Source organism: Microbacterium meiriae, assembly GCF_040685015.1.
In the GTDB taxonomy this organism is placed as follows: Bacteria; Actinomycetota; Actinomycetes; order Actinomycetales; family Microbacteriaceae; genus Microbacterium; species Microbacterium meiriae.
On the sequence record NZ_JBFBHD010000001.1, the window covers coordinates 503460 to 528476 of the forward strand.

General features: G+C 71.3%; 29 protein-coding genes. 12 read left to right on the forward strand and 17 right to left on the reverse strand.

Features of this window, described 5'->3' with window-relative positions; genetic code table 11:
* Nucleotides 1–6: 6 nt before the first annotated feature.
* Together AB0N68_RS02575 and AB0N68_RS02580 are read right to left on the reverse strand one after the other, a co-directional pair.
* Nucleotides 7–666 carry a LuxR C-terminal-related transcriptional regulator gene (locus AB0N68_RS02575; RefSeq protein WP_187662318.1) on the reverse strand — a complete coding sequence of 220 codons (660 nt, stop codon included), beginning with the start codon at nucleotides 664–666 and terminating at the stop codon, nucleotides 7–9.
* Nucleotides 659–1885, reverse strand: a complete 1227-nt coding sequence (locus AB0N68_RS02580) for an ATP-binding protein (protein ID WP_292794688.1) — start codon at nucleotides 1883–1885, stop codon at nucleotides 659–661. The genes AB0N68_RS02575 and AB0N68_RS02580 overlap by 8 nt, the downstream gene beginning before the upstream one ends.
* Nucleotides 1886–1999: 114 nt before the next feature.
* Here AB0N68_RS02580 and AB0N68_RS02585 point away from each other — a divergent pair, with 114 nt between their 5' ends.
* From AB0N68_RS02585 to AB0N68_RS02605, 5 genes are read left to right on the forward strand one after another with little or no spacing between them, the layout of a single operon-like run.
* Nucleotides 2000–3562, forward strand: a complete 1563-nt coding sequence (locus tag AB0N68_RS02585) for a PspC domain-containing protein (RefSeq protein ID WP_280564943.1) — start codon at nucleotides 2000–2002, stop codon at nucleotides 3560–3562.
* Nucleotides 3559–3834: a hypothetical protein gene (locus tag AB0N68_RS02590; protein ID WP_280564945.1), complete on the forward strand. Its 276-nt coding sequence runs from the start codon at nucleotides 3559–3561 to the stop codon at nucleotides 3832–3834. Before AB0N68_RS02585 ends, AB0N68_RS02590 begins: the two co-directional genes overlap by 4 nt.
* A 10-nt stretch (nucleotides 3835–3844) precedes the next feature.
* A complete protein-coding gene (locus tag AB0N68_RS02595; protein WP_280564947.1) occupies nucleotides 3845–4594 on the forward strand; it encodes a substrate-binding domain-containing protein in 750 nt (249 codons plus the stop codon).
* Nucleotides 4595–4634: 40 nt separating this feature from the next.
* Complete coding sequence (locus AB0N68_RS02600) at nucleotides 4635–5351, forward strand: glutamine amidotransferase-related protein (protein ID WP_280564949.1); 717 nt, start codon at nucleotides 4635–4637, stop codon at nucleotides 5349–5351.
* A 45-nt stretch (nucleotides 5352–5396) separates the two neighbouring features.
* Entirely contained in the window at nucleotides 5397–5582 is a 186-nt protein-coding gene (locus AB0N68_RS02605; protein WP_280564951.1) for a hypothetical protein, read from the forward strand.
* A 333-nt stretch (nucleotides 5583–5915) separates the two neighbouring features.
* Here the strand turns inward: AB0N68_RS02605 and AB0N68_RS02610 are convergent, their stop codons facing one another.
* Both AB0N68_RS02610 and AB0N68_RS02615 read right to left on the reverse strand, forming a co-directional pair.
* Nucleotides 5916–6386, reverse strand: coding sequence for a glutaminase (locus tag AB0N68_RS02610; RefSeq protein WP_280564953.1), 471 nt, complete (start codon nucleotides 6384–6386; stop codon nucleotides 5916–5918).
* Nucleotides 6383–7597: a cation:proton antiporter gene (locus tag AB0N68_RS02615; RefSeq protein WP_259954315.1), complete on the reverse strand. Its 1215-nt coding sequence runs from the start codon at nucleotides 7595–7597 to the stop codon at nucleotides 6383–6385. Before AB0N68_RS02615 ends, AB0N68_RS02610 begins: the two co-directional genes overlap by 4 nt.
* 83 nt (nucleotides 7598–7680) lie before the next feature.
* Between AB0N68_RS02615 and purU the strand changes: the two genes are divergently transcribed.
* Entirely contained in the window at nucleotides 7681–8532 is an 852-nt protein-coding gene (gene purU, locus AB0N68_RS02620; protein WP_187662325.1) for a formyltetrahydrofolate deformylase, read from the forward strand.
* Between the two features lie 27 nt (nucleotides 8533–8559).
* Here purU and AB0N68_RS02625 read toward each other — a convergent pair whose 3' ends face one another.
* A complete protein-coding gene (locus tag AB0N68_RS02625; RefSeq protein WP_187662326.1) occupies nucleotides 8560–9600 on the reverse strand; it encodes an NAD(P)H-dependent flavin oxidoreductase in 1041 nt (346 codons plus the stop codon).
* 92 nt (nucleotides 9601–9692) lie between these two features.
* On the opposite strand from AB0N68_RS02625, the gene AB0N68_RS02630 reads away from it, so the two are divergent.
* Together AB0N68_RS02630 and AB0N68_RS02635 are read left to right on the forward strand one after the other, a co-directional pair.
* Nucleotides 9693–9965 (forward strand): DUF6412 domain-containing protein, encoded by a 273-nt coding sequence (locus AB0N68_RS02630; RefSeq protein WP_280564960.1) that lies wholly within the window; start codon nucleotides 9693–9695, stop codon nucleotides 9963–9965.
* 64 nt (nucleotides 9966–10029) lie between these two features.
* The gene (locus AB0N68_RS02635; RefSeq protein ID WP_280564962.1) at nucleotides 10030–10794 is read left to right on the forward strand and encodes a YidC/Oxa1 family membrane protein insertase; all 765 of its coding nucleotides are present in this window, start codon (nucleotides 10030–10032) and stop codon (nucleotides 10792–10794) included.
* 20 nt (nucleotides 10795–10814) lie between these two features.
* On the opposite strand, the gene AB0N68_RS02640 is transcribed toward AB0N68_RS02635, so the two are convergent.
* From AB0N68_RS02640 to AB0N68_RS02650, 3 genes are all read right to left on the reverse strand, one after another.
* Entirely contained in the window at nucleotides 10815–11732 is a 918-nt protein-coding gene (locus tag AB0N68_RS02640; protein WP_187662328.1) for an EamA family transporter, read from the reverse strand.
* A 59-nt stretch (nucleotides 11733–11791) separates the two neighbouring features.
* Nucleotides 11792–12691 (reverse strand): SDR family oxidoreductase, encoded by a 900-nt coding sequence (locus AB0N68_RS02645; RefSeq protein WP_259954306.1) that lies wholly within the window; start codon nucleotides 12689–12691, stop codon nucleotides 11792–11794.
* Between the two features lie 111 nt (nucleotides 12692–12802).
* Nucleotides 12803–13141 (reverse strand): DUF7882 family protein, encoded by a 339-nt coding sequence (locus AB0N68_RS02650; protein ID WP_187662330.1) that lies wholly within the window; start codon nucleotides 13139–13141, stop codon nucleotides 12803–12805.
* Nucleotides 13142–13339: 198 nt separating this feature from the next.
* On the opposite strand from AB0N68_RS02650, the gene AB0N68_RS02655 reads away from it, so the two are divergent.
* The gene (locus AB0N68_RS02655) at nucleotides 13340–13873 is read left to right on the forward strand and encodes an FHA domain-containing protein (protein WP_259954304.1); all 534 of its coding nucleotides are present in this window, start codon (nucleotides 13340–13342) and stop codon (nucleotides 13871–13873) included.
* Here the strand turns inward: AB0N68_RS02655 and AB0N68_RS02660 are convergent.
* Nucleotides 13849–14526, reverse strand: coding sequence for a DUF6766 family protein (locus AB0N68_RS02660; RefSeq protein WP_268776882.1), 678 nt, complete (start codon nucleotides 14524–14526; stop codon nucleotides 13849–13851). The two genes, AB0N68_RS02655 and AB0N68_RS02660, sit on opposite strands and share 25 nt — an antisense overlap.
* 2 nt (nucleotides 14527–14528) lie before the next feature.
* The gene (locus tag AB0N68_RS02665) at nucleotides 14529–14669 is read right to left on the reverse strand and encodes a hypothetical protein (RefSeq protein ID WP_336502544.1); all 141 of its coding nucleotides are present in this window, start codon (nucleotides 14667–14669) and stop codon (nucleotides 14529–14531) included.
* A 123-nt stretch (nucleotides 14670–14792) separates the two neighbouring features.
* On the opposite strand from AB0N68_RS02665, the gene AB0N68_RS02670 reads away from it, so the two are divergent.
* Entirely contained in the window at nucleotides 14793–15302 is a 510-nt protein-coding gene (locus AB0N68_RS02670; protein WP_187662332.1) for a CinA family protein, read from the forward strand.
* A 4-nt stretch (nucleotides 15303–15306) separates the two neighbouring features.
* On the opposite strand, the gene AB0N68_RS02675 is transcribed toward AB0N68_RS02670, so the two are convergent.
* From AB0N68_RS02675 to AB0N68_RS02700, 6 genes are read right to left on the reverse strand one after another with little or no spacing between them, the layout of a single operon-like run.
* Nucleotides 15307–16395 carry an alcohol dehydrogenase catalytic domain-containing protein gene (locus AB0N68_RS02675; RefSeq protein ID WP_187662333.1) on the reverse strand — a complete coding sequence of 363 codons (1089 nt, stop codon included), beginning with the start codon at nucleotides 16393–16395 and terminating at the stop codon, nucleotides 15307–15309.
* Between the two features lie 10 nt (nucleotides 16396–16405).
* Nucleotides 16406–17116 carry an HAD family hydrolase gene (locus AB0N68_RS02680; protein ID WP_280564971.1) on the reverse strand — a complete coding sequence of 237 codons (711 nt, stop codon included), beginning with the start codon at nucleotides 17114–17116 and terminating at the stop codon, nucleotides 16406–16408.
* Nucleotides 17113–18252, reverse strand: a complete 1140-nt coding sequence (locus tag AB0N68_RS02685) for a TIGR03364 family FAD-dependent oxidoreductase (RefSeq protein WP_280564973.1) — start codon at nucleotides 18250–18252, stop codon at nucleotides 17113–17115. The genes AB0N68_RS02680 and AB0N68_RS02685 overlap by 4 nt, the downstream gene beginning before the upstream one ends.
* Nucleotides 18249–20081, reverse strand: a complete 1833-nt coding sequence (gene phnE / locus AB0N68_RS02690) for a phosphonate ABC transporter, permease protein PhnE (RefSeq protein WP_280564975.1) — start codon at nucleotides 20079–20081, stop codon at nucleotides 18249–18251. Before phnE ends, AB0N68_RS02685 begins: the two co-directional genes overlap by 4 nt.
* Complete coding sequence (phnC, locus tag AB0N68_RS02695) at nucleotides 20078–20905, reverse strand: phosphonate ABC transporter ATP-binding protein (protein WP_280564977.1); 828 nt, start codon at nucleotides 20903–20905, stop codon at nucleotides 20078–20080. Before phnC ends, phnE begins: the two co-directional genes overlap by 4 nt.
* Nucleotides 20906–20933: 28 nt before the next feature.
* The gene (locus AB0N68_RS02700; RefSeq protein WP_280564979.1) at nucleotides 20934–21857 is read right to left on the reverse strand and encodes a phosphate/phosphite/phosphonate ABC transporter substrate-binding protein; all 924 of its coding nucleotides are present in this window, start codon (nucleotides 21855–21857) and stop codon (nucleotides 20934–20936) included.
* Between the two features lie 170 nt (nucleotides 21858–22027).
* On the opposite strand from AB0N68_RS02700, the gene AB0N68_RS02705 reads away from it, so the two are divergent.
* Nucleotides 22028–22771 (forward strand): GntR family transcriptional regulator, encoded by a 744-nt coding sequence (locus tag AB0N68_RS02705; protein WP_232089093.1) that lies wholly within the window; start codon nucleotides 22028–22030, stop codon nucleotides 22769–22771.
* 214 nt (nucleotides 22772–22985) lie between these two features.
* Here AB0N68_RS02705 and AB0N68_RS02710 read toward each other — a convergent pair whose 3' ends face one another.
* Nucleotides 22986–24128 carry a sensor histidine kinase gene (locus tag AB0N68_RS02710; protein ID WP_268776632.1) on the reverse strand — a complete coding sequence of 381 codons (1143 nt, stop codon included), beginning with the start codon at nucleotides 24126–24128 and terminating at the stop codon, nucleotides 22986–22988.
* 226 nt (nucleotides 24129–24354) lie between these two features.
* On the opposite strand from AB0N68_RS02710, the gene AB0N68_RS02715 reads away from it, so the two are divergent.
* Nucleotides 24355–25008 (forward strand): response regulator, encoded by a 654-nt coding sequence (locus AB0N68_RS02715; RefSeq protein ID WP_232089094.1) that lies wholly within the window; start codon nucleotides 24355–24357, stop codon nucleotides 25006–25008.
* The last annotated feature ends 9 nt before the right edge of the window (nucleotides 25009–25017 follow it).

Genomic DNA, 25017 nt, shown 5'->3' on the forward strand with positions numbered 1-25017 from the left:
CCGCTCTCAGAGCAGGCGCCGCTCCGACGCCCACGCCGTGAGCTCGTGGCGGGAGGAGAGCTGCAGCTTGCGCAGCACCGACGACACGTGCGTCTCGACGGTCTTGATCGAGATGAAGAGGGCGGTGGCGACCTCCTTGTACGCGTAGCCGCGGGCGATCAACCGCATCACCTCCTGCTCGCGCGAGGAGAGGCGGTCGAGTTCGTCGGTCGCGGTGGCGGTCTCGCCGGCCACGGCGCCGAACGCGTCGAGCACGAATCCCGCGAGCCGCGGCGAGAACACCGCGTCCCCCTCGGCGACGGCGTGCACGGCGGCGCTCACCTCGCCGCCTGACGAGCCCTTCGTGATGTAGCCACGCGCCCCGGCCCGGATGACCCGCACGACATCGGCCGCGGCATCGGAGACGCTGAGGGCCAGGAAGCGCGTGGTCGTCGGTCCCGTCCCTCGGATCACGGCTTCCCCGCCGGTCGCGTCGTCGCCCTCCCCGCCCGGAAGGTGCACATCGAGGAGCACCACGTCGGGCGCCGTCTCCGCGATCACGGCGATCGCCGTGGGCACGTCTGCGGCCTCCCCCACGACCTCCACGCTCGCATCGAGGTCGGCCCGCAGGCCTGAGCGGAAGATGGAGTGGTCGTCGACGATCACGACGCGGAGGCGGTCAGCCACGGGGCTCCTGTCGGCCGGCGCCCCGTTCCGGGGACGAGACGGTGGGCAGGCGCAGATGCACCTCGGTACCGGCGTCGTCGCTGCGCACCGAACCCGTGCCACCCGCGCGACGCAGGCGCCCGATGATCGACTCCCGCACGCCCAGACGGTCGCCCGGCACCTCGTCGAGCCGGAATCCGGGACCGCGGTCGCGGACGAACACGTCGACGCCGTCGACCCGACCCTCGATGTAGACGGAGATCTCGCCGCCGGCGTGCCGCGCGGCGTTCAGCATCGCCTCGCGCGCCGCGGCGGCCAGCTCGCCGCTCGCCCGCTCCGCCGACAGCCCGGCCGAGACCACATCGATCCGGACCGGGTGGTCGATCTCCAGCGCCGCTGCGTAGTCGCGCAGGTCGGTCGGCAGGTCGCTGTCCGCCGGGGCGTCCCCGTCGTAGAGCCACGCGCGCAGCTCCCGCTCCTGCGCCCGGGCCAGCCGTGCCGCCTCGCTCGATGCCCCGGCCCGGTTCTGGATGAGGGCGAGCGTCTGCAGCACCGAGTCGTGCAGGTGGGCGGCCATCACGCTGCGCTGCTCCTCCCGGATGCGGCGCACGCGCTCTCCGGCCAGCTCCCGCCAGCGCGGAATGAGGGCCGAAGCCACCACCGCGACCAGCCCGGTCAGCGGGAGCAGCACGAGCACGACGCCCGAGCGGGCGATCGGCCACGAGAGGAGCAGGAGGACCACGAGGCCGAGGATGAGCACCGCGAGGATGCGGACGGTGGTGGTGTGCCGGGGGCCGCGCGCCGTGTCTGTGCGATCGATGAGCGTCGCCCACAGCCCGGAGGCGGTCGCGCACAGCGTGGTCCCGCCGACCACCACGGCCGCCGTCCCCGGAGGGATCGAGCCGTTCAGCCAGTCGCTGCCCCCGCGCCACACCACGATGACGAGGGCGCCGACGGCCGCGGGGACCAGCAGGAGCCAGGCGACCGGGAGGCGACGCGTCGGCGCCGTCGTCCCCTCCGTCCACGGCATGAAGGTCCAGCACCAGGCGTACAGGAGCACGCCCGCACCCCCGCAGAGCGTCAGGGCGACGAACAGCGCCCGCACCAGGCCCACGTGCACTCCGAGGTGCCGCGCGAGCCCGGCGCTCACTCCGGCCACGAGAGCGTCGCGGTCGCGGGTCAGCGCCGGACGCACGGTCGCCGGCGCGGGGCCGGGGAGCGTGGAGACGGCGGAGGGCATACCGTCATCCAATCATCCTGTCCCCCGCTCGGGGTCCTCCCCGGCGCGGAATCAGGGTGCGCTCAGGGGATCCCCCCATGGCCTCACGGCGCCGGCGACCGCGAGGATCGACTCATGACGATTCCGACCGCTCCGCCGCCGCCCGCCGAGCCCGCCCCGTCGACGCCGGACACCCCTCGCGCACCGCGCGGCGCCGACCGCTTCCTGCTGTGGGTCGCCGGCCTCGGCGTCGTCCGCACCGACGGGTGGCTCGGGGGCGTGGCCGCGGGCATCGCGATCCGGCTGCGCATCGATCCGCTGATCGTGCGCGGAATCCTCGTCGTCGCCGCCCTCTTCGGTCTTCCGGCCCTGTTCCTGTACGCCCTCGCCTGGGCCGTGCTGCCCGACGTCGACGGCCGCGTGCATCTGCGTGATCTGCTGCAGCGCCGGTACGACCCCGTGCAACTCGGCATCCTCGCCCTCGCCGTGATCGGCCTCTTCCCGACGGCCCCGCTCACCGGGCGCCTGTTCGGACTCGGCTACGACGGCTGGTCGGCACTGTCGACCTTCACCTGGGTGGTCGGGCTCGTGCTCGCCGCCGCCTTGCTCTTCCTCATCGTGCGTGCCGCGCGCCGCACCCCGGGCGCTTCCGCGCCGGATCTGCCGGGGGCTTCCGCAGATCCGGCGGCCCCGGCCGCGTCCGCCCCCCTCGCGGGTTCGGGTCCCGCCACGGGGGCGGACGCCACTCCTCCCGCGGCGACGGACGCGCCTCCCCCGCTTCCGCTCGCCGACGCCGTCGGGCACGACGTCCTCGCCATCCCCGCGCCTCCGGCCCCCCTGCCACCCGGCACGCAGGACCCCGCCGCGCTGGAAGCCTGGCGCGCCCAGCACGCCGCCTGGAAGGAGCAGGATCAGGCGTGGCGCCGTCAGCAGCAGGATGCGGAGCGCGCCGCACGCGACCAGCTCCGCCGGGAGCGTCAGGCCGAAGCCGCCGTGTTCGCCGCCGAGGCCGCGGAGCGCCGACGCCTTCGCCGCGCATCGAACCCGCGAGCCGGCTTCCCGTTCGTCATGACCGCCCTCGGCCTCGCCATCGTCGTCGGCGCCGGGGTGGGACTCGCCGTCGGAGAACCCGTCGGTGGGGCGCTGGGGCTGTTGTCCGGCGCACTGGTCCTGGCCCTGGCGATGATCACGGCCGGAGCCCTCCGTCGCCGCAGCGGCGCCCTGGCCTTCCTCACCGTGCTGACGCTGGCCGCGGGTCTCCTCACCGGCTTCCTGTCCACGATGCCCGGTCTCACGCTCGGGTACGCCTCGCTCACGAACAACCAGGAGGCGCACGTCCGTCAGCCGTTCGGCGATCTGTACCTGCAGCTCCACCCGCACGACGGCGGCCCCCGCCCCATCGAGATCGAGAAGGGATCGGGGCGGACCGAGATCTTCGTCGACGCCGGCGTGCAGCTGCAGCTCCGCGGCACTGTCGGCGACGCCGTGGAGGTGAGCTGGCTCCGCGTCGATCCGGACGATCCGATGGTCATGGACACCGGCGTCATCTCGACCCGGCCACGGGGCGAGGAGAACGTCCTCACCGCGAACATCTCCGCCGAGGAGGGCAGCCCCTCCACGATCCAGCCCGTGACCATCGACCAGTCGAGCGGCGTCATCGTCGTGACCCTGCAGGAGCCCGAGGAGGGCCAGGAATGAGCACCGAGACCATCACCGCACCACGGGTGCGCTGGGCATCCATCATCTGGGGCACGACCTTCGCCGCGATCGCCGCGGGGGCGCTGTGGTTCCTCGCCGACGCGGATCGCCGCGCCGCGCTGGCCGACGGCGTGGGGACGATGACTCCCGCCACCCTGCTCACGATCGTGCTCCTCACCGCGGGAGCACTGTTCCTCGTGGGCGGTGTCGCCGGGCTGGTCCGCCGGACTCAGCGGAACTCCCCCGCCGAGGACTCGGAGGACCCCGAGTAGCCTGGATCCCATGGCGCACCAGGGACGACGACCCGCGAAAGGCTCCGGCAAGGGCTCACCCGCCCACCGGGGCCGTGCCGCGGGCGGCGGCTCACGCCAGGGGAAGCCGGCTCCGCGCCGCTCACCCCGCGCCGAGAAGGTCGTGTTCGACGCTCCGACCGCCACACCCGAGGAGCCGCGGACGTTCCGCCTCGGCGCCGTGCCCGGAGCGACGCCGGGCAAGTGGATCGACACGTGGAAGCGGCGCCTGCCCCACGTGGCCCTCGAGCTCGTCGCGATCGAGGTCCCCGGACAGCGAGAGGCGCTCGACGATCTCGACGCCGCCCTCGTGCGCCTCCCGCTGGACGACGACGCCCTGCACGTCATCCCGCTGTACGACGAGGTCCCCGTCGTCGTGGCCTCGACCGATTCGCACCTGCTCGCGGCGGACGAGCTGACGACCGCCGACCTCGACGGCGAGGTGCTGCACTCCCTGTCCGACGACGTGCTCGGGCCGGTCGAGGTGCCGGGCACCATCCCTGCACGCGTCGGACCCCTGTCGACCGCCGACGCGATCGCCACGGCGGCGACGGGTGTCGGCATCGTCCTCGTCCCGATGTCACTGGCCCGACTGCACCACCGGAAGGACGCCGACTATCGGGTCCTCGCCGACGGCCCGGTCTCGACCGTGGCCCTCGCCTGGCCGCGCGACCGGACCACACCCGACGTCGAGACGTTCGTCGGGATCGTCCGAGGACGCACCGCGAACTCGTCCCGCTAAGCCGTCGGGCCGGGACGCTCCCCCTCGTTAGAATCGCCTGATGGCCTCGCTTCTCTACGTCTGCGTGCGCCCCGAGACCGGGGCGGCGGATGCCGAGCACGCCTCGTTCCGGCGGGCCCTCGGGGTCGACGTGGTCGATCGTCTCGACCTGCTCCACGAGCCGCTGACCGCGGCCCACCTGGATCGATACCGCGGCGTCGTCATCGGCGGTTCGCCGTTCAACGTCACGGACGTCGAGAAGACCCCGGTGCAGCGGCGCGTGGAGGCCGATCTGGAGACGCTCGCCCGCGCCGCACGGGAACAGCGGATCGCCGCCTTCTTCACGTGCTTCAGCATCGGGGTGCTCACCCGCCTCCTCGGCGGCGAGGTCGTGACGACCATGCCGGAGGCGGCGAGCGCGACCGTCATCGACACGACGCCGGAGGGCGCCGTCGATCCCGTGTTCGGCCCGTCCGGTCCGGCACTCACCGTCTTCACCGCGCACAAGGAGAGCGCCGCCACGACTCCGCCGGGGGCGGTGCTGCTCGCCACCAACGCGGTCTGCCCCGTGCAGGCCTACCGGGTGGGGACGCACCTGTACGCCGCGCAGTTCCATCCCGAGCCGACGCCGCGCGACTTCGCCGACCGCATGACGTTCTACCGCACGACGGGGTACTTCGATCCGGCCCAGTTCGACGCGGTGCAGCAGGAGGTCCTCGCGGCCTCGGTCACCGAGGGTGCCGCCCTGCTCCGCCGCTTCGCCGAGCTGTTCGGCTGAGCGATACCCGGCGCGTAGAGGTGGCGTCGACGGCAGAATGCAGGGATGAAGTCTGTATGGATCGTGTTCGACGACGAGGATGACGCTGGCATCTACGGCGTCTTCGACAACCGCGAAGACGCGGATGCCTATGCCGATGAGGTCAGTCACATGTCCTCGAATGGTATGAAGATTGCGGATTTTCCGGTGCCATGGCGCCTGACGGACAGGGCCACTCGCATAGAGATCTGACACCTCCGAAGAGCGGATACACAGGCCGATGTGTGCCCTTGTACGGTGATGGTGCCCTAGTGAGGCGGGTGGAAGGAAAGGTAGCTATCGATGGGTGAGTCGATTGTTGCGCGATCTGGTTCGAGGCCGCAGCCCGAATGTGCCTCAGCGCTCTTCGCGTCTCTGGAGGGCCCTACCGATGAAAGATCCCTGGATCCAAACGGTCGTACATGATGCGGGCGTACAAGAAGAACCGTTCGAACTGGGTGCGTCGTAACGCTCCGCCGATCAACTAGATGGGAAAGGCACCGCTGGCCCGGCCCGCGGTGCTTTTCTCATTCTTTGTTGGGCGTCTCAGGTCGGGGCATCACCGCGGAGCAGCGGGATGCGCTCGCGCAGGTAGGCGTCCAGCGGCATGAAACCGCCCGCCTGACTCCAGCGCACCGACGGCACGCCGTCGATGAGCGCGAGCGGACCGGAGGAGCCTCCGGCATCCACCGCGTCGACGTCGATCACGCTCCAGCCGACGTGCACGACATCCCCCTCGTGGAAGCCGCCCCGGAGGGCGAGGGCCCGGCGCTCGGCCCGTGCGCGCGCCGACTCGGCGGTGTATCCCCGCCGTCCGGGGTCGGCGGCTCGCAGTACCTCCGCCGTCGCCAGGGCATGCGTGTCGGTGAGCAGGATCACGCCCAGGTGCCATGCCTCGCCCACGCGGACGATCCGCCGCCCGCGCCAGCGCGAGTCCTTCTCCTCGCCGAGGCCCTCGCGGGGTGCGCCGGCGAGCTCCTGCACGGCCTGGGTCAGCAGGGCGGAGGCGGTGGTCACAGCTCCCCCAGCGTGGTCTGGTCGGCGAGGCGCGGGCCGGCGACCTGCGCACGATCGCCCCGCAGCGTCATCCCGATCAGCGGGTACAGAAGCACCGACAGCATGCCCGCCCCGACCAGCGCGGCCGCGGTCCCGGAGTCGAGCATGTCCTGATCCACGCCGATCGCTGTGACCGCGACGATGATCGGCAGCCCGGTGGCTGCGAGCAGGCCGAGCGCGGCGCGGTCGCGTCCGCTCGCGCCCGCCGGGGCGGACAGCTGGGCGGCCGATCCGCGGATCACCAGGAGCGCCAGCAGGAACACCGGCACCAGGGACATCGCCGAGGGAGACGTCAGCAGCGCCTGCAGGTCGAAGGTCACCCCCGTGTAGAGGAAGAACACCGGGACGAGGAAGCCGAACGCCAGACCCTCGATCTTGCTCTCGACCTCCGCCGCATCCTTCTCGGGCGCCCGCGCCATGATGATGCGCCAGATGGCCCCCGCGACGAAGGCGCCGAGGAGCATGTCCAGGTCGAGCATCACGCTGAGGCCGACGAGGGCCGCGATGAGGAGGATCACGAAGCGCACCCCGAACTGGTCGGAGGTGTGGAGGGTCGCGCGCACGATGCCGTGCAGGCGCCCGTGCGGCACCCGGTGCGCGACGAGGACGGCGAGCCCCGCCAGCACGACGAAAGTCAGCAGCACCGCCGTGGCCAGGGGTGTCGTCCGGGTGCTCAGGAAGATCGAGATCGCGATCAGCGGCAGGAACTCCCCCACGGCGCCGATCGTGCTGATGGCACGGCCGAACGGGGTGTCCAGCTCCTTCGCATCGCGCAGGATCGGCATCAGCGTGCCGAGGGCGGTCGAGCTCAACGCGATCCCGATGACGACCATGCCCTCCCCCGGGGCGAAGAAGAAGCCGAGTCCGATGCCCAGCACCACGCTGAGCAGCCAGCCCAGCGACGCCCGCGCGAGCGGCTTGCCCGCCACCTGGCGGAAGTCGATCTCGGAGCCCGCGACGAAGAACAGCACGGCCAGGCCGAAGTCGCTGAGCTTCTCCAGGAGGGGCCCTGGCTCCACCCAGCCGAGCACGGCAGGACCGACGAGGATGCCGAGGACGAGCTCGAACACGACGATCGGCACCCGGACGAGCGGACGGACGCCGCGTGCGAGAAGCGGTGCGGCCACCGCCAGCAGCGGGATCAGCACCAGTCCGACGTCGCTCGCATCCACGGTCTCAGGGTAGCGACGCCGCGGGCGATTCGCTCCCCGCCCGCGCGACACGGCAGAATCGATGCACACCCCGAGGAGCAGCCATGACCCAGCCCGATACCGCCCGACTGCTGATCGCCTGCGACGACCAGCCCGGCATCGTCGCCGCGGTCGCCGGCGTGCTCGCCCGGCACGGGGCGAACATCATCTCGCTCGACCAGCACTCGACCGACTCCGAGGGTGGCCGATTCTTCCAGCGGACGGTCATCCACCTCGACGGCCTGTCCGCCGCGCGCCCCGCCCTGGAGGCCGACATCGCGGCGGTCGCGGAGCGCTTCGGCATGGAGTGGTCGCTGCACGACGTCGCCCGGCGCAAGCGCGTGGCGATCTTCGTCTCGAAGTACGACCACTGCCTCATGGAGCTGCTCTGGCGCACGCAGCGGGGGCAGCTCGACATCGACATCACCATGGTCGTCTCGAACCACCCCGACCTCGCCGAGGCGGTCCGCTCCTTCGGAGTGCCGTTCGTGCACATCCCCTCGACGGACAAGCAGGCGATGGAGGAGCGTCAGCTCGACCTCCTCCGCGGCAACGTCGATCTCGTCGTGCTCGCCCGGTACATGCAGATCCTCAGCGACGACTTCATCACGCGCCTCGAGGCCCCGGTCATCAACATCCATCACTCGTTCCTGCCCGCCTTCATCGGCGCGAACCCCTACGCCAGGGCGAAGGAGCGCGGCGTGAAGCTGATCGGTGCCACGGCGCACTACGCCACAGCCGACCTCGACGAGGGGCCGATCATCGAGCAGGACGTCACGCGGGTCACGCACTCCGAGTCCGCGGCCGAGCTGCAGAGCCGGGGCGCCGACGTCGAGCGTCTGGTGCTCGCCCGTGCCGTGCAGTGGCATGCCGAGGACCGCGTGATCGTGCACGGCCGCTCGACCGTCATCCTGTAGCGCTCCGCCGCTCAGCGGTCGGCGTTCTCAACGGCCGGGGACTCCGGCGGCGAGCTCTGCGAAGACCTCGGCGGCGGTCGTCCCGCGCGCGAGCGGGGCGGCCTGCCCCATCCACAGCGACTGCAGCTCGCCGAGATTCTGCTCTCCTGCCGCCGCGCGGAAGCGTCCGGTGAGCCAGTTCTGCATCGGGAACGGAGCGATCGTGCCGCTGGCCTCGATCGCGCGGACTGCGCGGTTGCGGGCTCCGCGGGCGAGGCGTCCGCTCATCGCCTTCGTCAGCACGGTCTCGTCGGCGGCAGTGGTCCGGATGGCGTCGCGGTGCGCTGCGGTCGCGGCGGACTCGGCGGTCGCGAGGAACGCCGTCCCCACCTGCACGCCGGAGGCACCGAGGGCGAAGGCCGCCGCGACCCCACGGCGGTCGGCGATCCCGCCGGCGGCGATGACCGGCACGTCGACGGCGTCCACGACCTGGGGCACGAGCGCGATGGTGCCGACGAGCGACTCGGTCGCGGGGCGCAAGAACGACACGCGGTGCCCGGCCGCCTCGGCTCCGGACGCGACGACGGCATCGACACCGGCTTCGGCGAGCGCGACCGCTTCGGCGACCGTGGTGGCGGTGCCGACGACCCGGATGCCGCGGTCGCGGGCCTCGGCGACGACGGCGGGCGACGGCACCCCGAACACCACGCTCAGCACGGCGGGGGCGACCTCCCAGACCGCGTCGAGCTGCTCGTCGAGGTCGGGCATGTAGCGCTCGGGGCGTGCCGGCACCGGAACCCCGACGGCCTCGTAGAACGGCTCCAGCGCCTGCGCGAAGACCGTGTGCTGCGGGTTCGGCACGGCCTCGTCACCCAGGGGCAGCCAGATGTTCAGCGCGAAGGGGCGGTCGGTGGCGCGGTGCAGCTCGGCCCCGACCTCCCGGATCCGGTCCCCGTCGTAGCCGTAGAGACCGTAGGATCCGAGCCCGCCGGCCGCGCTCACCGCCGCCGTCAGCTCCACCGACGAGGTCCCCCCGAACGCCCCCAGCACGATCGGATTCTCCACTCCCAGAAGTTCTTCTGTCGCCATACCCCGACGGTACGCCTTCGAATCGCCTGAATGGCTCCATCGGCGGCCCGGATACAGCGATTCAGGCGATTCGAACGGGGTAAGCTCGCGGCATGAGCGAGTGGTTCGGGCAGATGCTCGGCTTCGTCGCGGCCGCGATCGGCCTTGTGACGATGCCGGATGCCGCCGCGCTCGGCCTCGCGATCGCGCTGCTCGCCGTCACCGTCCTCACGCTCGCACTCGCACTGAGCGTGCGCCACCAGACCTCCGCCGATGCCCCGCACCCGCTGCGGGCGATCGATGTCGGAACGCTCCTCCCGCAGAGCGATCCGGATGCCGCCGGGCACCCTCGTCCGCGAGCGCCGGGAGTCGCGACCGCCGCGTAGTCCGTCCGACCGGGACCGCGCGGCCTTCGCCGACCCTTCCCGACCTCATCGAACGGACCTTCCCGTGGACATCTTCGCCTTCCCTCCCCTCGCCGCGCTCCTGGACGCCGCCTACGGTGCCTTGAACGGCCCCTCCACCCTTCTCGAACCCCTCGCCGGCCCCTCCGCCGCCGCCCTCGCCGTGGTCCTGGTGACCCTCCTCGTGCGCGCCCTCCTCATCCCTGTCGGCATCTCCCAGGCCCGAGCCGAGCAGACCAGAGCCCGCCTCGCCCCGAAGCTGCGCGCGCTGCAGCAGCGCCACCGGAAGAACCCGGAGCGCCTGCAGCAGGAGATGATGGCGCTCTACCGGGCCGAGAACACCTCGCCCTTCGCAGGGATGCTGCCCGTGCTGGCGCAGGCACCCGTCGTCGGGCTGTTGTACACCCTGTTCCTGCGACCGGAGATCGCCGGACACCCGAACGAGTTGCTCACCCACGACCTCTTCGGTGCCCCGCTCGGCACGAGCCTGGTGTCGGCCCTCTTCGGCGGCACCGCGACCCCGGCGACGTTCGCGGTCTTCGGCGTGCTGCTGGCCGTGATGATCGCCGTCGCCGAGGTCACCCGGCGGGTGTTCCGGCCGGTCCCCGTCGAAGGCGACGACTCCCCGCTCAGCTCCCCCGGCATGCTGCGGATGATGTCGGCGCTGCACTATCTCACCGCGGTGTTCGCGGCCTTCGTCCCCCTGGCCGCCGCGCTCTATCTCACGGTCACGGTGGTGTGGACCCTCGTGCAGCGGGTGATCCTGCGCCGCCGCTACCCGCTGCCGCAGCCTGCCGTCGTCCGGGCGTGAGAGCCGCTCGGCCGGAGGGGTCAGTCCGGAAGCGGGATCGGAGCGGTGAACGGTCCCGCGGCACCGTCGCCCCTCCGGTCGCGGCGCACGCCGAGAGTGGTCCCGACGCTCGCCGCGATCACGAGCGCCACCGCGAGCAGCCGCAGCGGTGTGGCGTCCTGTCCGAGGATGAGCCACCCGGCGAGGGTCGCGAATGCGGGCTCCAGGCTCAGCAGCACGCCGAACACCCGCTGCGGGAGCCGACGGAGCGCCGCGAGCTCGAAGCTGTACGGGATGACGGACGAGAGCACCGCGGTGACCGCCGCGAGCAGGAGGAGCTGCGGGTCCAGTGCCACGGTCGCCGCCGCGGGCACACCCACGGGGATGAGGAGCACGGCCGCGACGACGAGTCCCATCGCGAGCCCACTGCTGCCGGGGATGAGGGCGCCGACGCGCGCGCTCATCCGGATGTACATGACCCAGAATCCGGCCGCGATGAGGATGAAGACCACGCCGAGCGGGTCGAGGGGCTCGGCGCCGACGAGGCCGTCCACGCCGAGCAGCGCCATGCCGAGCAGGGCCACACCCACCCACACCGCATCCCGGAGACGACGGGTCAGCACGGCGGCGAGCACGAGCGGCCCGAGGAACTCGATCGCCACGGCCGGCCCCAGGGGGATGCGGTCGATGGCCGCGTAGAAGAAGCCGTTCATCGCCGCGAGCGACACCCCGAACAGCACCGCGGCGAGCCACTGCGACCGGGTCCAGGCGCGGGGCCGCGGTCGCACGATGACGACCAGCAGCAGCGCGGCGATCGCGACGCGGAGCGATGTCACGCCCCACGGCCCGAGGACGGGGAAGAGCTGCGCGGCGACGGCGGCGCCGAACGGCAGGGAGAGGCAGGATCCGATGACGAGGGCGACGCCCACGAGGGGTCCGGATGTCGCGGGTCTCTGCACCAGACAAGCTTAGGCGGCGGGGTCCTGCCTCCCCGCCGCCTGCGCCCTCCTCACGCGGATCAGAGCGGCTTGCCGCCCGTCACCGCGAGGACTGCTCCGGACACGTACGACGACTCCGCCGAGGCGAGGTACACGTAGGCTCCGGCGAGTTCCGCGGGCTGGCCGGCGCGCCCCAGCGGCGTGTCCTGCCCGAACGTCTCCAGGCGCTCCGGCCCCCATCCGGTCGCGGGGATCAGCGGCGTCCAGATCGGACCGGGCGCGACGGCGTTGACGCGCACGCCGCGCGGCCCTGCCTCCTCTGCGAGCGCCTTGACGAACGCGACCTGTGCTGCCTTCGTCATGGCGTAGTCGATGAGACCCGGTGACGGCTGCGCCGACTGCACCGACGAGGTCACGATGATGCTGGATCCGGGCTCGAGGTCAGGGAAGGCGGCACGTGCCGAGAAGACGAGACCGGCGAGGTTCGTGTCGAACACTCGACGCATCTTCTCGGTGTCGAGGTTCTCGAAGCCGTCGATGTCGTGCTGGTAGGCCGCGTTGAGGACGAGCACGTCGAGTCCGCCGAGTTCGCGGCGCGCGCGGTGCACGGCGTCGGTCGCGAAGGCCTCCTCGCGGACGTCGCCGGGGATGCTGACGCCGGTGCGACCGGCCTCGCGGACGAGCGCGAGCGTCTCCTCCGCATCCTCCTGCTCCTCGGGCATGTGGACGATGGCCACGTCTGCACCCTCGCGGGCGAAGGCGATCGCGACGGCACGCCCGATCCCCGAGTCGCCGCCGGTGATGAGGGCACGCCGCCCCTCGAGCCGCCCGTGGCCGACGTAGGACTGCTCGCCGTGGTCGGGCTCCGGGGTGGTCTTCTCGGTGAGGCCCGGCTGGTCCTGGCTCTGCGCCGGGAACCCGTCCTCGTGGTGCGCGTGTCGGGGGTCGGTGAGGCCGCCGTCGCGGGTGGTGTCGGTCATTTCCGCTCCTCCTGTCATGGGGCTGACGATCAGGTCGTGATCGAGCCTCGCGGCTTCGGAGGGCGGACGGCAGGGGGTTGACAGCCCCGGGCGGTCTCCGGGAAACCGGCCTCAGCCGGCGGAGGGGGCGTCGCCGTGCGGGGGCTCGGCGTTCTCGGCGGGCTCGGGAACCAGGTAGAGCCCGGTGGGAGCGTTGGCGGTGAAGGCGAGCGCCTCGATCCAGGCCCGGTTGACGGCGGGCTGCCGGCTGCCGAAGTACTTGAAGACGAGCGAGCTGCCCGGCTGGATCCAGACGGTGGTCCGGCCGCCGCCCACGCTGGCGTCCTCACGCCAGCTGAACGGGAACGGCTCGCCGCGGCGCAGCTTGGCCGTGATCACGAGCTGCAGGTGCGTGAGCGCCCGATCCTCGATCTCGGTCTTCACGCTGCCTTCGTAGATGAACTTGCCCATCGGGTGATGCTCCTCGGTCGGGTGGTCCTCAGCCCGGCGGACACTGCCGGGATCGGCCTATGGGTAGAGGGTAAGCCCTCGGACGGGGCGCGCGGCAAATCGGCCTCGAAGGGCGACGTGGGCGTCGAAGTCAAGGCCCTGCGCACGATCCGCGCGGGGGTTAGCCTCGAATCATCGACACCCGAGGAGGGCACCGCCATGACTGAACGCCACATCGACGACCGTCCCGAGGAGGGCTACACGCCCGGCACCACCCACGCCGAGCGCGGCGCGGGCAACCCGCGACTGCGCGTGCGGCGCGACGACGAGCGCACGGAGTTCGCGCTCGACATGGAGGAGGTGCGCATCGGTTCCGCCGCAGGGAACGAGCTGCGCCTCGCCGACACCGAGCCCGTGCACGCGACGGTCGTGCACGACGACCGTGACGAGTACGTGGTGACCCTGCACGCCGACGGCGAGATGAACTCCAACCCCGACGCGGACGCCACCCACCCCGGCGAGCGCACCGAGACGCTGCGCACCGGATCCCGCTTCACGGTGGGCCCGTGGGAGCTGGTGTTCGCCCGCGAGGAGTTCGCCGACCACGGCCGGCCCTTCGGCGGACGCCTCGGTGGCGAGTTCTCCGACCAGCCGCTGCAGGAGGCGCGTCCGGGCTACGACGCCGACGACGAGCGGCTCTCGCAGGCCGACGTCAACGACGAGCTCTCTCAATCGGACTCCAAGGCCGACTGATGGTGCGGGGTGCCGACGGGCTTGGACTCCGCTGACCCCCGCTGCCGGAGGTAGATCGCGAACGCGACCATCGTCCCGACCGCGAGGAACTCGGACTGCCAGTTCTGCAGCGTGCGGTCCCAGAAGTCCGAGCTGGTCACGTAGTCGGCCCAGGTGATCGCGGCGACGCCGTGCATCGCGTTCTCCTCGTTCATGACGACCGTGCCGGCGAGCGACTGCGCGAACCAGGACAGCACGAACACCGCCCCCATCACGATCAGCAGCGAGTTGCCGAACACGGCTGCTCGCCATCCGCCCGCCCGGGCCCACCGCGGCGAATCCGGGCGGGCGTGCGGGCCGACGAGCTGATCCGCATCGCTGCCCGGCCCCTCATCACCGGGCTTCTTCGACTCCGGCGACCCCTTCTGCACGAACCAGATCGTCGCAGCGATGAAGAGGAAGAACTGCAGGAACTCCGACTGCCAGTTCTCGGCGACGTCGACGGCGAAGTCGGACGACCAGAGGAAGTCCCCGAAGCCGATCGCCCCCTGCCCGTGGTCGAGGAGCTCCTCGTTGTTGCGGAGGTAGCCCGCGAGCGCCTGGCCCCCGAGCGCGAGCGCGAACAGCGCGAGGAAGAAGAGGCTGAGGGCGTGGTCCTTGATCCGCGAGCGCATCGTCATCGCCCTCCCAGCGGCAGGCCGATCATCACGGCGAGCCCGACGCCGATGATCCCCGCCCAGATCCAGAAGACCGCCCGCATTCCCGCGGTGTCACGCGCATCCTCCGCCATGTCCGCCTCCTTCGTCGGTGTGACCACGGTCCGACGATGGCGCGCAGGATGAGTGCCCTCCAGGGGCTTGACGCGGACACGGTTGTCAATCCCCTCCATCAGGGCTCCGCGGCACCCGTAGCCTGGCGGAACCGATGAGAGGAGCGCCCGATGACCGCACCGAACGAGACCCCCGACCTCGAACGCCTCGGCGAGCTCGCCCGCAGCCGAGGCCTGCGCGTGAGCGTGGCCGAGTCGCTCACGTCCGGACGCCTCGCGAACACGATCGGCGCCGGCGAGGGGGCCTCCGGCTGGTTCGCCGGCGGCATCGTCGCGTACTTCACGGAGGTGAAGGAGCGGGTGCTGGGGCTGACCCCGGGGACCGACCCCACCTCCGCGGCCTGCGCCGAGCAGCTCGCCACGGGAGCGCGGGAGCTCTTCGACGCCGACATCTGCGTCTCCACCACCGGCGTGGGCGGGCCGGGTCCGGAGGGCGGTCACCCCGCGGGCACGGTCTACCTGGGCTGGGCGACCGCCGACGACGCGGGGCACCGGAGGCTGGCGCTGACCGGCGATCCGGACGAGATCCTGTCGGCGAGCGTCGACGCCGCGGTGCGACTGCTCGCCTTCCACGCCGAGGGGCTGCACCCCGCAGGACCGCGGCGCTCCGGCTCGGACTGAGAGCTCAGCGCCCCGGCACGAGGCCGACCCGCAGCGGGGCTCCCGGCGCTGTCGCCTCGGTGAGGGCGGCGTCGATGTCGAGGAGCGATCGCACCGCCCCCACGGCCTCGCCGAACGGATACGCGCGCCCGCGCCCCGCGAGGAACGACGCCGCTGCCGCGAGATCGTCGGCACCGTAGTTGTGCACCCCCGCGACCGTGATGAGTCGGCGGACGAGATCCTCCGCGTCCAGCGGAACCGGGGCTGCGGGGAACACGCTGCCGACGAGGACCACCGTCCCGCCGACGGCGACGCCCGCGAGGGCCTCCCCGACGGCATGCCCTGAGGCCTCGATGACGACGTCGGGGTCGCGGTCGAGCGCGGTGGCCCCGAACCGGGAGGCGAAGGCGCGCCGGTCGTCGTCCGGATCGCGCACCTCGACGACGGCACCGTGCTCGGCAGCGATCGCGGCGGCACTGATCCCCACGAGACCCGCGCCGTGGATGCGCACCGCGGCGCCGTCGAGGTCGATGTCACGGGCGGCACGCGCCACTGCGGCCCACGCGGTCGCTGTCGCGCAGGCGGCAGGCGCCAGCACCGCAGCGGGCAGCGCCTCCGGCACGCGCACGATCGCGGTGCCCGCCCGCAGCTGCACGTGGCTGGCGAACGCCCCTGTCAGGTCGCCGTGGGCGCCGACGCGGTCATGGCCGTACTTGCCCAGGTCACGGCACTTCTGCGTGAGGCCGCGCCGACAACGGTCGCAGGTGCCGCATGACACCGTCACCGACCAGACCACACGGTCGCCGATCCGCAGCGGAGTGCCGTCCACCGCCTCCGCACCGTCATCGCCCATCGCGATGACGCGACCGACGCTCTCGTGCCCGAGGACGAGCGGCGCCGGCGCGGACCGGCGCCCCTGCACGGTGTGCACGTCCGACCCGCAGATCGTGGACATCTCCACGGCGACGAGCACGTCCTGATCGCCGAGCGCGACCCCCGGGACCGCGATCGTCTCGTGCGGGTGCCCTTCGCCGACCCAGACCATCGCGGTGGCCGCGGGGCGCAGCGCGACGTCCCTCCGGTGTCCGGGCGGGCGGATCAGCAGCGTTCCCATGACTCGACTCTCAGACGGAGGCGACGGCAGCGGGAAGGAGCTCTCGCTGGGCCAGAGCCCCCCGCAGCGCCGTGACGTCGGAGAGCACGGCGTGGGCGCCCGCTCCGCTCAGAGCCGCGCGATCGTGGGCGCCGGTGAGCACTCCCGCGACGAATCCGGCACCCGCGCGGCGGCCCGACTCGACGTCGCTCACGGTGTCGCCGGCGACGGCCACAGCCTGCACCGCGGACGCTCCCGTGCGCAGAAGGGCGGTGAGGACGAGGTCGGGCGCGGGGCGTCCGCGGCCGGCGTCGACCGGGGAGAGCGCGAGGTCGATGAGCCCTCCCCACCCGAGGCCGTCGAGGATCGCCTGTCGCGTGACCGGCGCGAACCCGGTGGTCAGTGCGACGGTGAGCCCGGCGTCCTTCAAGCCCTGGATCGCGTCCGCCGCCCCGGGGATCTCCGCGACGCCGTCTTCGGCGACGATCTCGGCGTACGCGGCCTCGAACGCCGCGGTGGCCTGCCGTGCCGCGACCGCATCGCCGTCGGCCAGGTGCAGGAAGACATCGAGCTTGGACTGTCCCATGGTCTTCCTGACATAGCCGAGGGCATCGTCCCAGGGCAGCCGTGCGGCGACGCCGGTGCGTTCGGCGGCGCGCTGGAACGCCTGCTCCACCACGCCGTCGTCCACGACGGTGGTGCCGGCCATGTCGAGGACGACGAGTTCGATGGGAGTGGTCATGGGGTTCCTTCCAGAGCAGGGGTGCCGCCGAGGGCGGCGGTGAGGTGCAGGTCGGCGAGCCCGAGGCCGCAGGTCATGCCGATGCCGGTGGTGGCGGCGAGCACGAGCGCACCGTCGTCTCCGCGGTCGACGAGGAACTCGCCGTGGGCTTTCGCGTACACGCCCTGCCACCGCTCGATGACCCGCGGTGCACCCCACTCGAACAGGGCCTCGGCCTCGCTGAGGAACGCGGTGAACGCGGCCTCGGGCTGGAACGGCGAGGGGGCGGCGGCGGTGGCATGCGAGTCGCCCAAGATGAGCGTGCCGTCGGGAAGCTGCGTGTACATCTGGTTGAGGTCGAGGGCCGCGAGGTCGGGGCGCTCGGCGTGCAGACGCTCGCGCAGGACTCGGGCCTCCGGTCCATCGGCGAACCGCCCGTACCGGATGAGGGACCAGCCGGTCAGCAGGGGCGCGGTCAGCGGTCGCGGGAACGAGACCGCCGCCCGCATCATGTCGAGCGCACAGCGCATCACGCCGTGACGTTCGGCGACCTCGGGCAGGAGCTGATCGATGTCGTGGTTGACCGCCACCACGACGGCCCCGGCGTCGATCGCACCGCGCGTGGTCTCCACCCGCCCTGCGCCGAGCGCCGTCACCGCGGTGCGGAAGCGGAACTCGACGCCCCGGGCCGTCAGGTGCCGCACGATGGCCGTCGCCGCGGTCCGCGGGTCCGTCTGCAGGTCGGCCTCGATGAGGGCGCCGCCGACGAGGCCGTCCCGACGCAGCGGGGCGCGGCGGAGGAGCTCATCGGCCTCCAGCATCCGGATGCCGCCGTCCTGCGCCGCCGCGGTCATCACGGCGAGCTCGTCCTCATGCCGGGCCGCGACGAGCGTGCCCGACTCGCGGATCCAGAAGCCCGCGTCCCTGGCGAGTTGCAGCCAGAGATCGCGCGAGGCATCCGCGTATCGCCGTGCCTCCCCGCCCTGCGCGCCGATGCAGAGGTGGCCGAAGTTCCGGATCGTGGCGCCGGTCGGGGCCGCGCTGCGGTCGACCACGACGACGCGGAGCCCCCGGCGCACGGCCGCGTACGCGGCCCCGAGGCCGACGATGCCTGCACCGACGACGACGACGTCAGGGTTCTGCTTCGCCCCGTTCATCGGAACACCTTCCTCATCCACATCGCGAGCCCCTCTACGGCGAGCACGGTCACGAGGATCATCAGCACGATCGCGGTCACCGTCTCGTAGCGCGAGCCCTGGCTGGCGTTCAGCAGGTAGTAGCCGACCCCGCCGCCGCCGACGATGCCGAGGATCGTGGCTGCGCGGATGTTGGTGTCGAGCATGTAGAAGCTGTGCCCGATGAGCGCGCGGGTGCCCTGCGTCAGCGTGGCCGACGTGTACGTCTGCATCCGGGTGGCGCCCACCGCCCGCAGAGCGCGCTCGGGCCCGCGGTCGACCTCCTCGAAGGAGTCGGCGATGAGCTTGCCGAGCAGTCCGATCCCGCCGATCGCGAGAGCGATGACGCCGGCCTGCGCGCCGAGACCCGTGATGACGACGAGGACGATGGCGAGGATCAGCTCCGGGATGCCGCGGATGCCCACGAGGAGCAGACGGGCGGTGCCGCGCCCTGCGGCATGCGGGGCCACGTTGCGCGCGGCGAACGAGCCGAGCAGCAGCGACGGCAGGAGGGTGAGGACGGTGGCCGCGAGCGCGATCGCGACGGTCTCCCGCATGGCCTCCAGCATCGCGACCGTGTCGTAGCTGCCGAACGACGGCGGCCAGAACCGGGCGGCGACGTCGGGCAGCTTCGCCCAGAAGGTGAAGAGATCCGACCAGGTGATCTGGCTCACGACGACGCTGCCGACCACGACGAGGACCGCGACGATCCCGGCGGCCGTGTGACGCACCCGCTGGGCGGTCCACGGACGGCGCACCGCGGTCTGCGGGCTCTCCGCCCACGCGGGGCGATCGGCGGCGGAGGCGGACGACCGCCGGCGCATGCGCGGATGCACGATCCGGTCCATCCAGGACCGCGTCTGCTTCTGCTCGCCGAGCATCGCGCCGCGCACCGTGCTCGAGACGATCTCCATCACGATGCAGAGCACGAAGATCACGAGCGCGATCCCGAGGCCCTTGCCGTAGTTCAGCGACTTGAAGGCGTAGGACATCTCGAGCCCGAGGCCGGCGACGCCCACGTAGCCGAGCACGACGCTCCCGCGCAGATTGATGTCGTTGCGGTGCAGCACTGTGGCCACCCAGCTCGGCAGCACCTGCGGGAGGATGCCCGCCGTGAACTCCTGCAGCTTCGAGCCCCCGGCAGCGCGGATCGCGAGGCGCGGCCCTTCGTCGATCTGCTCGATGGCGTCCGCGAACATCTTGGAGATCATGCCGATCGAGTGGATGCCGATGGCGAGGATGCCGGGCAGCGTGCCGAGCGAGAACATGAGCACGAACGCCATGGCCAGCACCACGTCCGGCAGCGCGCGGGTGAGGACGCCGATGAATCGGGCGGCCGCGCGCCAGCCCGCGCCCGGGGTGGTGTTGGCGGCGGCGAGGTAGGCGATGGGCACGGAGAGCACGGCCGCGAGCAGCGTGCCGACGAGCACGAGGCCGACGGTCAGCGCGATGAGCCAGGCGAGGTCGGCCGGCGCGGGGAAGGAGAGCCCGCCGACGCGGCCGAGGAAGTTCTCGGCGTTGCCCCAGCTCTGAACCATCGCCGGGATCGAGATCCCCACGTCGCGCACCGCGAGGATGCCGAGCACGACGAGGACGAGGAGAGTGAGTCCCGCTGCGATGCGCTCCGCGGACAGCGGCCGCTTCGGCACCCGCTCCGCGACGCTCCCGCCACCCCGGGTCGCTGAGCCGCCGCCCTGGGTCGCTGAGCCGCCGCCCTGGGTCGCTGAGCCGCCGCCCTGGGTCGCTGAGCCGCCGCCCTGGGTCGCTGAGCCTGTCGAAGCGCCCCGTGTCGACGCCCCCACCGCCGTCATGACGCCCCCACCGCGGTCACGGCGTCGACGAGCTCCACCTGCACGGCACGGATCTCCGCCGTCGTCGTCGCGACGCGGCCGTAGATCTCCATCACCTCGGCTTTGGAGAGTCCGTCCGTCGGGGTGTCCAGGACGACCTCGCCGTGTCGGAGACCCACGATCCGGTCGGCCCAGCTGATCGCGAGGTCGACCTGGTGGAGGCTGCACACGACAGTGAGTCCTTCGTCGGCGGCGATCTCGCGGATGAGGGCCATCACCTGCTCGCTCGACTCCGGATCGAGCGAGGCGACGGGCTCGTCGGCGAGGAGGATCGCCGGCTTCTGCATGAGCGCCCGGGCGATCGCCACCCGCTGCTGCTGACCCCCGGACAGGGTGTCGCTGCGCTGATAGGCACGGTCGAGGAGGCCGACGCGGTCGAGATGCTCCAGCGCGGTCAGCTTCGCGGCGCGGGGGTAGCTCCACAGCCCGAGCCGCGGGCCGCGCATCCGCGACAGCGATCCGGTCAGCACGTTCTCCAGAACCGTCAGCGAGGGCACGAGCTCGAACTGCTGGAAGATGAAGCCCACGCTGCTGCGGAGTTCCCGCAGCGCCCGACCTTTCGTCGAGGGAACGGATGCGCCGAGCACCTCGACCGACCCGGAGCTGGGGAGCTCCAGGCCGTCGAGATGGCGCAGCAGCGTGGACTTGCCGGAACCGGAGAGCCCGAGCAGCACGACGATCTCTCCCCGCGCCACCTCGAGCGTGACGTCCGTCAGGGCGGTGGTGCTGCCGAAGGTCTTGGTGACGCCGGCGAGGCGGATGAGGGTGTCGGATGCCGCGGTCATGGCTTCTCCTGTCGTCAGGCGCGGGGCGTCAGCCCTGGCACTGCTCGGCTTCGGTCTCGGCGCAGATGTCGCGGATGAGGTCGTAGTACCCGTCGTCCACCGGCTTGGTGGCGAAGAACACGCTGCGGAATGCGTCGGAGTCCGCGCTGTCGATGCCCGCCGCGATGATGTCGTCGATCGTGACCTCGCCGAGGGCGTCGACGAGCTGCTTCGCCACGTCATCCGGCAGGGACGAGGAGTAGACGAGCGGAGCACCCGGAACCATGGTCTCGGCGATGACCTTCACCTTGTCGGACTTCTCGACCTCGGAGTCCTCGGCGAAACCGGCCTCGCACTCGACGCCCTCGCCGACCTTCTGCACGCTCACATCGTGCTTGCCCGCGAACACGGGCGTGATGTCGGACTTCGGGTCCACGCCCGCCTCGATGAGGTTGTACGACGGGAAGAGGTAGCCGGAGGTGGACGAGGGGTCCACGAAGCACACCTTCTTGCCCGCGAAGTCCTCGAGGCTGGAGATGTCGCTGTCCGCCGGGACGATCGCCTGCGAGTAGTAGCCGGGCTCCTGGCCCTCCTCGGTGACGATGGACGAGATCGGGGTGAGCTTCGCGCCGTTGTTGGTCGCGGTGACGTAGGTGAATCCGGAGAACGAGGCGACGTCGACCTTCCCGGCGACGGCGGCCTCGATGAGCGCGGCGTAGTCGGTGGACTCGTGGTACTCGACGGTCTTGCCGGTGACCTCGGCGATGTAGTCCATGAGCGGCTGGTAGTTCGTCTCGGTGTCCACCGAGTCGGGGACGACGCCGAAGACGAGGGTGTTCTCGTCGACGGCGAATCCACCGGCCGACTGTGCGTCGCCGGGGGCGTCGGTGGCATCGGCCGATCCGGAGCAGGCGGCGAGGCCGAACGCGAGGATCGCAGCGCCGGCGAGGGCGGGGAGAGCGCGGAGCTTCATGAGGACCTTTCAGGGTGGGAGGAGTGATCCACGGACGACTCTCCCAGCAGCCTCGCTGAGATGTATACCTATCTCAGAAGAGTTCAGTCGGCGTTCACCCGCCATTCGCCTGGGTGAACACCCTCGCAACACACCGCCCTTCGTGGCACCGAACGAAGTAATGTACCTATGTGGCCGAAGCTGTGTACACCCAGATCGCCGACGACCTCCGTTCGCGGATCGCGGACGGCACGCTCCGCCCCGGCGATGACGTGCCCACGGAAGCCGAGCTCGCGGAGCACTGGCGCACGTCGCGCGGTCCGATCCGCAACGCGCTGGCGGCCCTTCGCGCGGAAGGCCTCATCGAGACGACCCGCGGCCGGCCGGCGCGCGTGGTGGCGCGCAAAGCGAATCAGGCCGTGGACGTCTCCGTCCCGTTCACCCGATGGGCGCGCGACCTCGGCGTCACCCCTGGCGCGCAGACACAGGAGCTGAGTCTGCGGCGCGCGGGCGATCTCGGCCCGGCGCTGGGTGTCGGACGCGACGACACCATCGTGAGCGTGGTGCGCCTGCGGCTCCTCGACGGCCGTCCCACGATGCTGGAGCGCCTCGCGTACACCGAGGACGTCGGCCGTCGGCTGTTCGAGATCGACCTCGACGCGGTGTCGATCACCGAGTACCTCGCGTCGGTCGGGCATCCGATCGTCGCACTGCAGCACGTCATCGACGCCGTCGCCGCCGACGATCAGGACGCCGCGCTTCTCCGCGTGCCGCGAGGAACGCCCATCCTGCGGCTGACGCGCACGTCGCGGGACGCCGAGGGGCGCATCTTCGAGGCATCGGAGGATCGCTACCTCAGCGAGGTGGTGCGCTTCACCGTGGCGGCGTCCGGGATATCGACGGACGGACACTACATGAGAGCAGTGGGCGGCTGAGGCCGGAGACAGATTCGCGACCGCGGGCGCGGGAGTGTAAGAAGCCAGAAAGATCGCGCCCGCGATCGCAGCGCTGGGGACGCTTTATCTGGGGAGCCTTCAGGATATGTCGGCGCCGCGAAGCCTCTGAAGTGCCGAATGTCGAGACACTCGTAGACTTTCGTCTACGGCCTCGGGGGCGGAATCACGGGCGTCGTCTCAGGATACGCGGGGCTCAGACCACCGGCAACACGGCGGACACGAGCCAGTGTCCGTCCACCTCCCCGGCGCTGAACTCGCCGCTGGCACCCATCACGCGTTCGGCCATCCGCCCCAGGCCGGTCCGACTGGAGGAGAGCTCCCGACGCGGCGTCGTGGGGAGCGGGCTGCGCAGTGAGAGGTGCGCCTTGTCGTCGTCCACCGCGAGACGGATCTCGACGGTTCCGGGGCCGGCATACTTCAGGACGTTCGTGGCCGACTCGCGCACGATGCGCGCGAGCACGATCTCGACCGCGCGGGGAATGCGCTCGTCGCCGGGGTCGCCGTCGAGGATGACGTCGTGCCCGGCCGCTTCGAATTCGGTCCGCGCTTCCTCGACCGCGGCGACGAGGTCACCGGTCGGCATGCCCGCAGCGCGCGGGCCGTCGTCGGCGAGGTCGATCACGAAACGGAGGTCTGTCATGGCCTTGCGGGCGGCGACGCGGATCGCCTCACGGGAGCCATCGCTGGCGTCGGGGTCTTCGAGCATCTGTACGTGCAGAGACACCACGGTGAGGTGGTGCGCGATGCTGTCGTGCAGCTCGCCGGCGATCCATCGTCGCTCGGCGAGGACGGCTTCCCGTTCCTGCTCAGCCGCAGCCTCCAGCTCGTGCTCGAGGCGACGTCCGCGCGCGAATGCGAGACGAAGCGCGAGCCCGACGGCACCGGCCGCGGTTGCGAAGATCAGGTAGATGCCAACGTTCACCGGCACTTCCGAGTCACCGTAGGCGATCACGCCTGTCGCGACCAGGAATCCAGCCGTGTACGAGAGGACGAGTGACGTCCATCCCAGCCGCATCACCAGGGCCGCCGCGAAAGCGGCGGTGATGAGCACTTGGGTCTCGGTTCCGGTGAGGAAGGAGAGTCCGAGGGCCACTCCCATCGCGCAGGTCGCGACGAGGGGGGACCAGAGAAAGAGGGCGAAGACCGCGGTCGAAGCGATGCTCACCGCGGATGTGAGGGGATTGACGTTCGGATCGGTGATGAGTCCGCTGACGTCAACGGCGATCATGATGCAGATGATCGCGAGGATCACATAGCGCTCCACACGGCTGAGCCGCTCCCCTCGACCGAGGCGGAAGATTTCGGGCGTCGCCCTTTTCGTCTGGTCGAAGGCCATGGTGCACTATCTCCTATTTGCCAGCTATTCTAGCGGTAGAGACCGAAGAGCTTGCCAACCTGCTGCCAGAAAGACATACTGTTCACCTCCTTGATGTGGTCCTTTGTCGATGTCTGTATTCATCTTCTCGGCGGCGCGCGGAGCGCACATCTGGCCTTCGTCCAGACCTCGATAGCCAAAGGTCTACATCCTCAGAGCGCCCGCTTCACGCCGTTAGGCTTCCTCCATGCAGGAAATCCGCGTCGTGATCGTCGATGACGATCCTCTGGTCCGCTCCGCGCTGTCGCACTTCGTGTCGCGCGCGCCCGAGATCACGGTCGTGGCGCAGGCGGAGGACGGCCTGGAGGCCCTCACGACGGTCGAGCGCGAGAAGCCGGACGTCGTGATGATGGACGTCCAGATGCCGGAGATGAACGGCATCGAGGCGACCGCGGCGATCGCCGAACGATGGCCGGACGTCCGCATCCTCGCCGTCACCACGCTCGACGGCAGCGACACCGTGCTGCCCATGCTGAGCGCGGGCGCCTCCGGCTACCTGCTGAAGGATTCCAGCGCGGAGGAGATCGTCACGGGTGTTCGCGAGGTGTTCGCCGGAGCGAGCTCGCTGTCGCCCCGCATCGCGTCGATGTTGATCCGCCACGTGCGCGACTCCACTCCCACCGCAGCCGCGGAGACCCTCGAACCGCTCACCGAGCGCGAGGAGGAGGTGCTCCAGTGCCTCGCGAAGGGCATGTCCAATGCCGAGATCGCGAAGGCGCTCATCGTCTCCGAGGGGACGGTGAAGGCCCACCTCGGCCGCATGATGTCGAAGTGGCACCTGCGCGACCGCGTGCAGATCCTCGTCACGGCCGCCCACGCCGGACTCGTCACCTTCCGCTGAGCCGCGGCC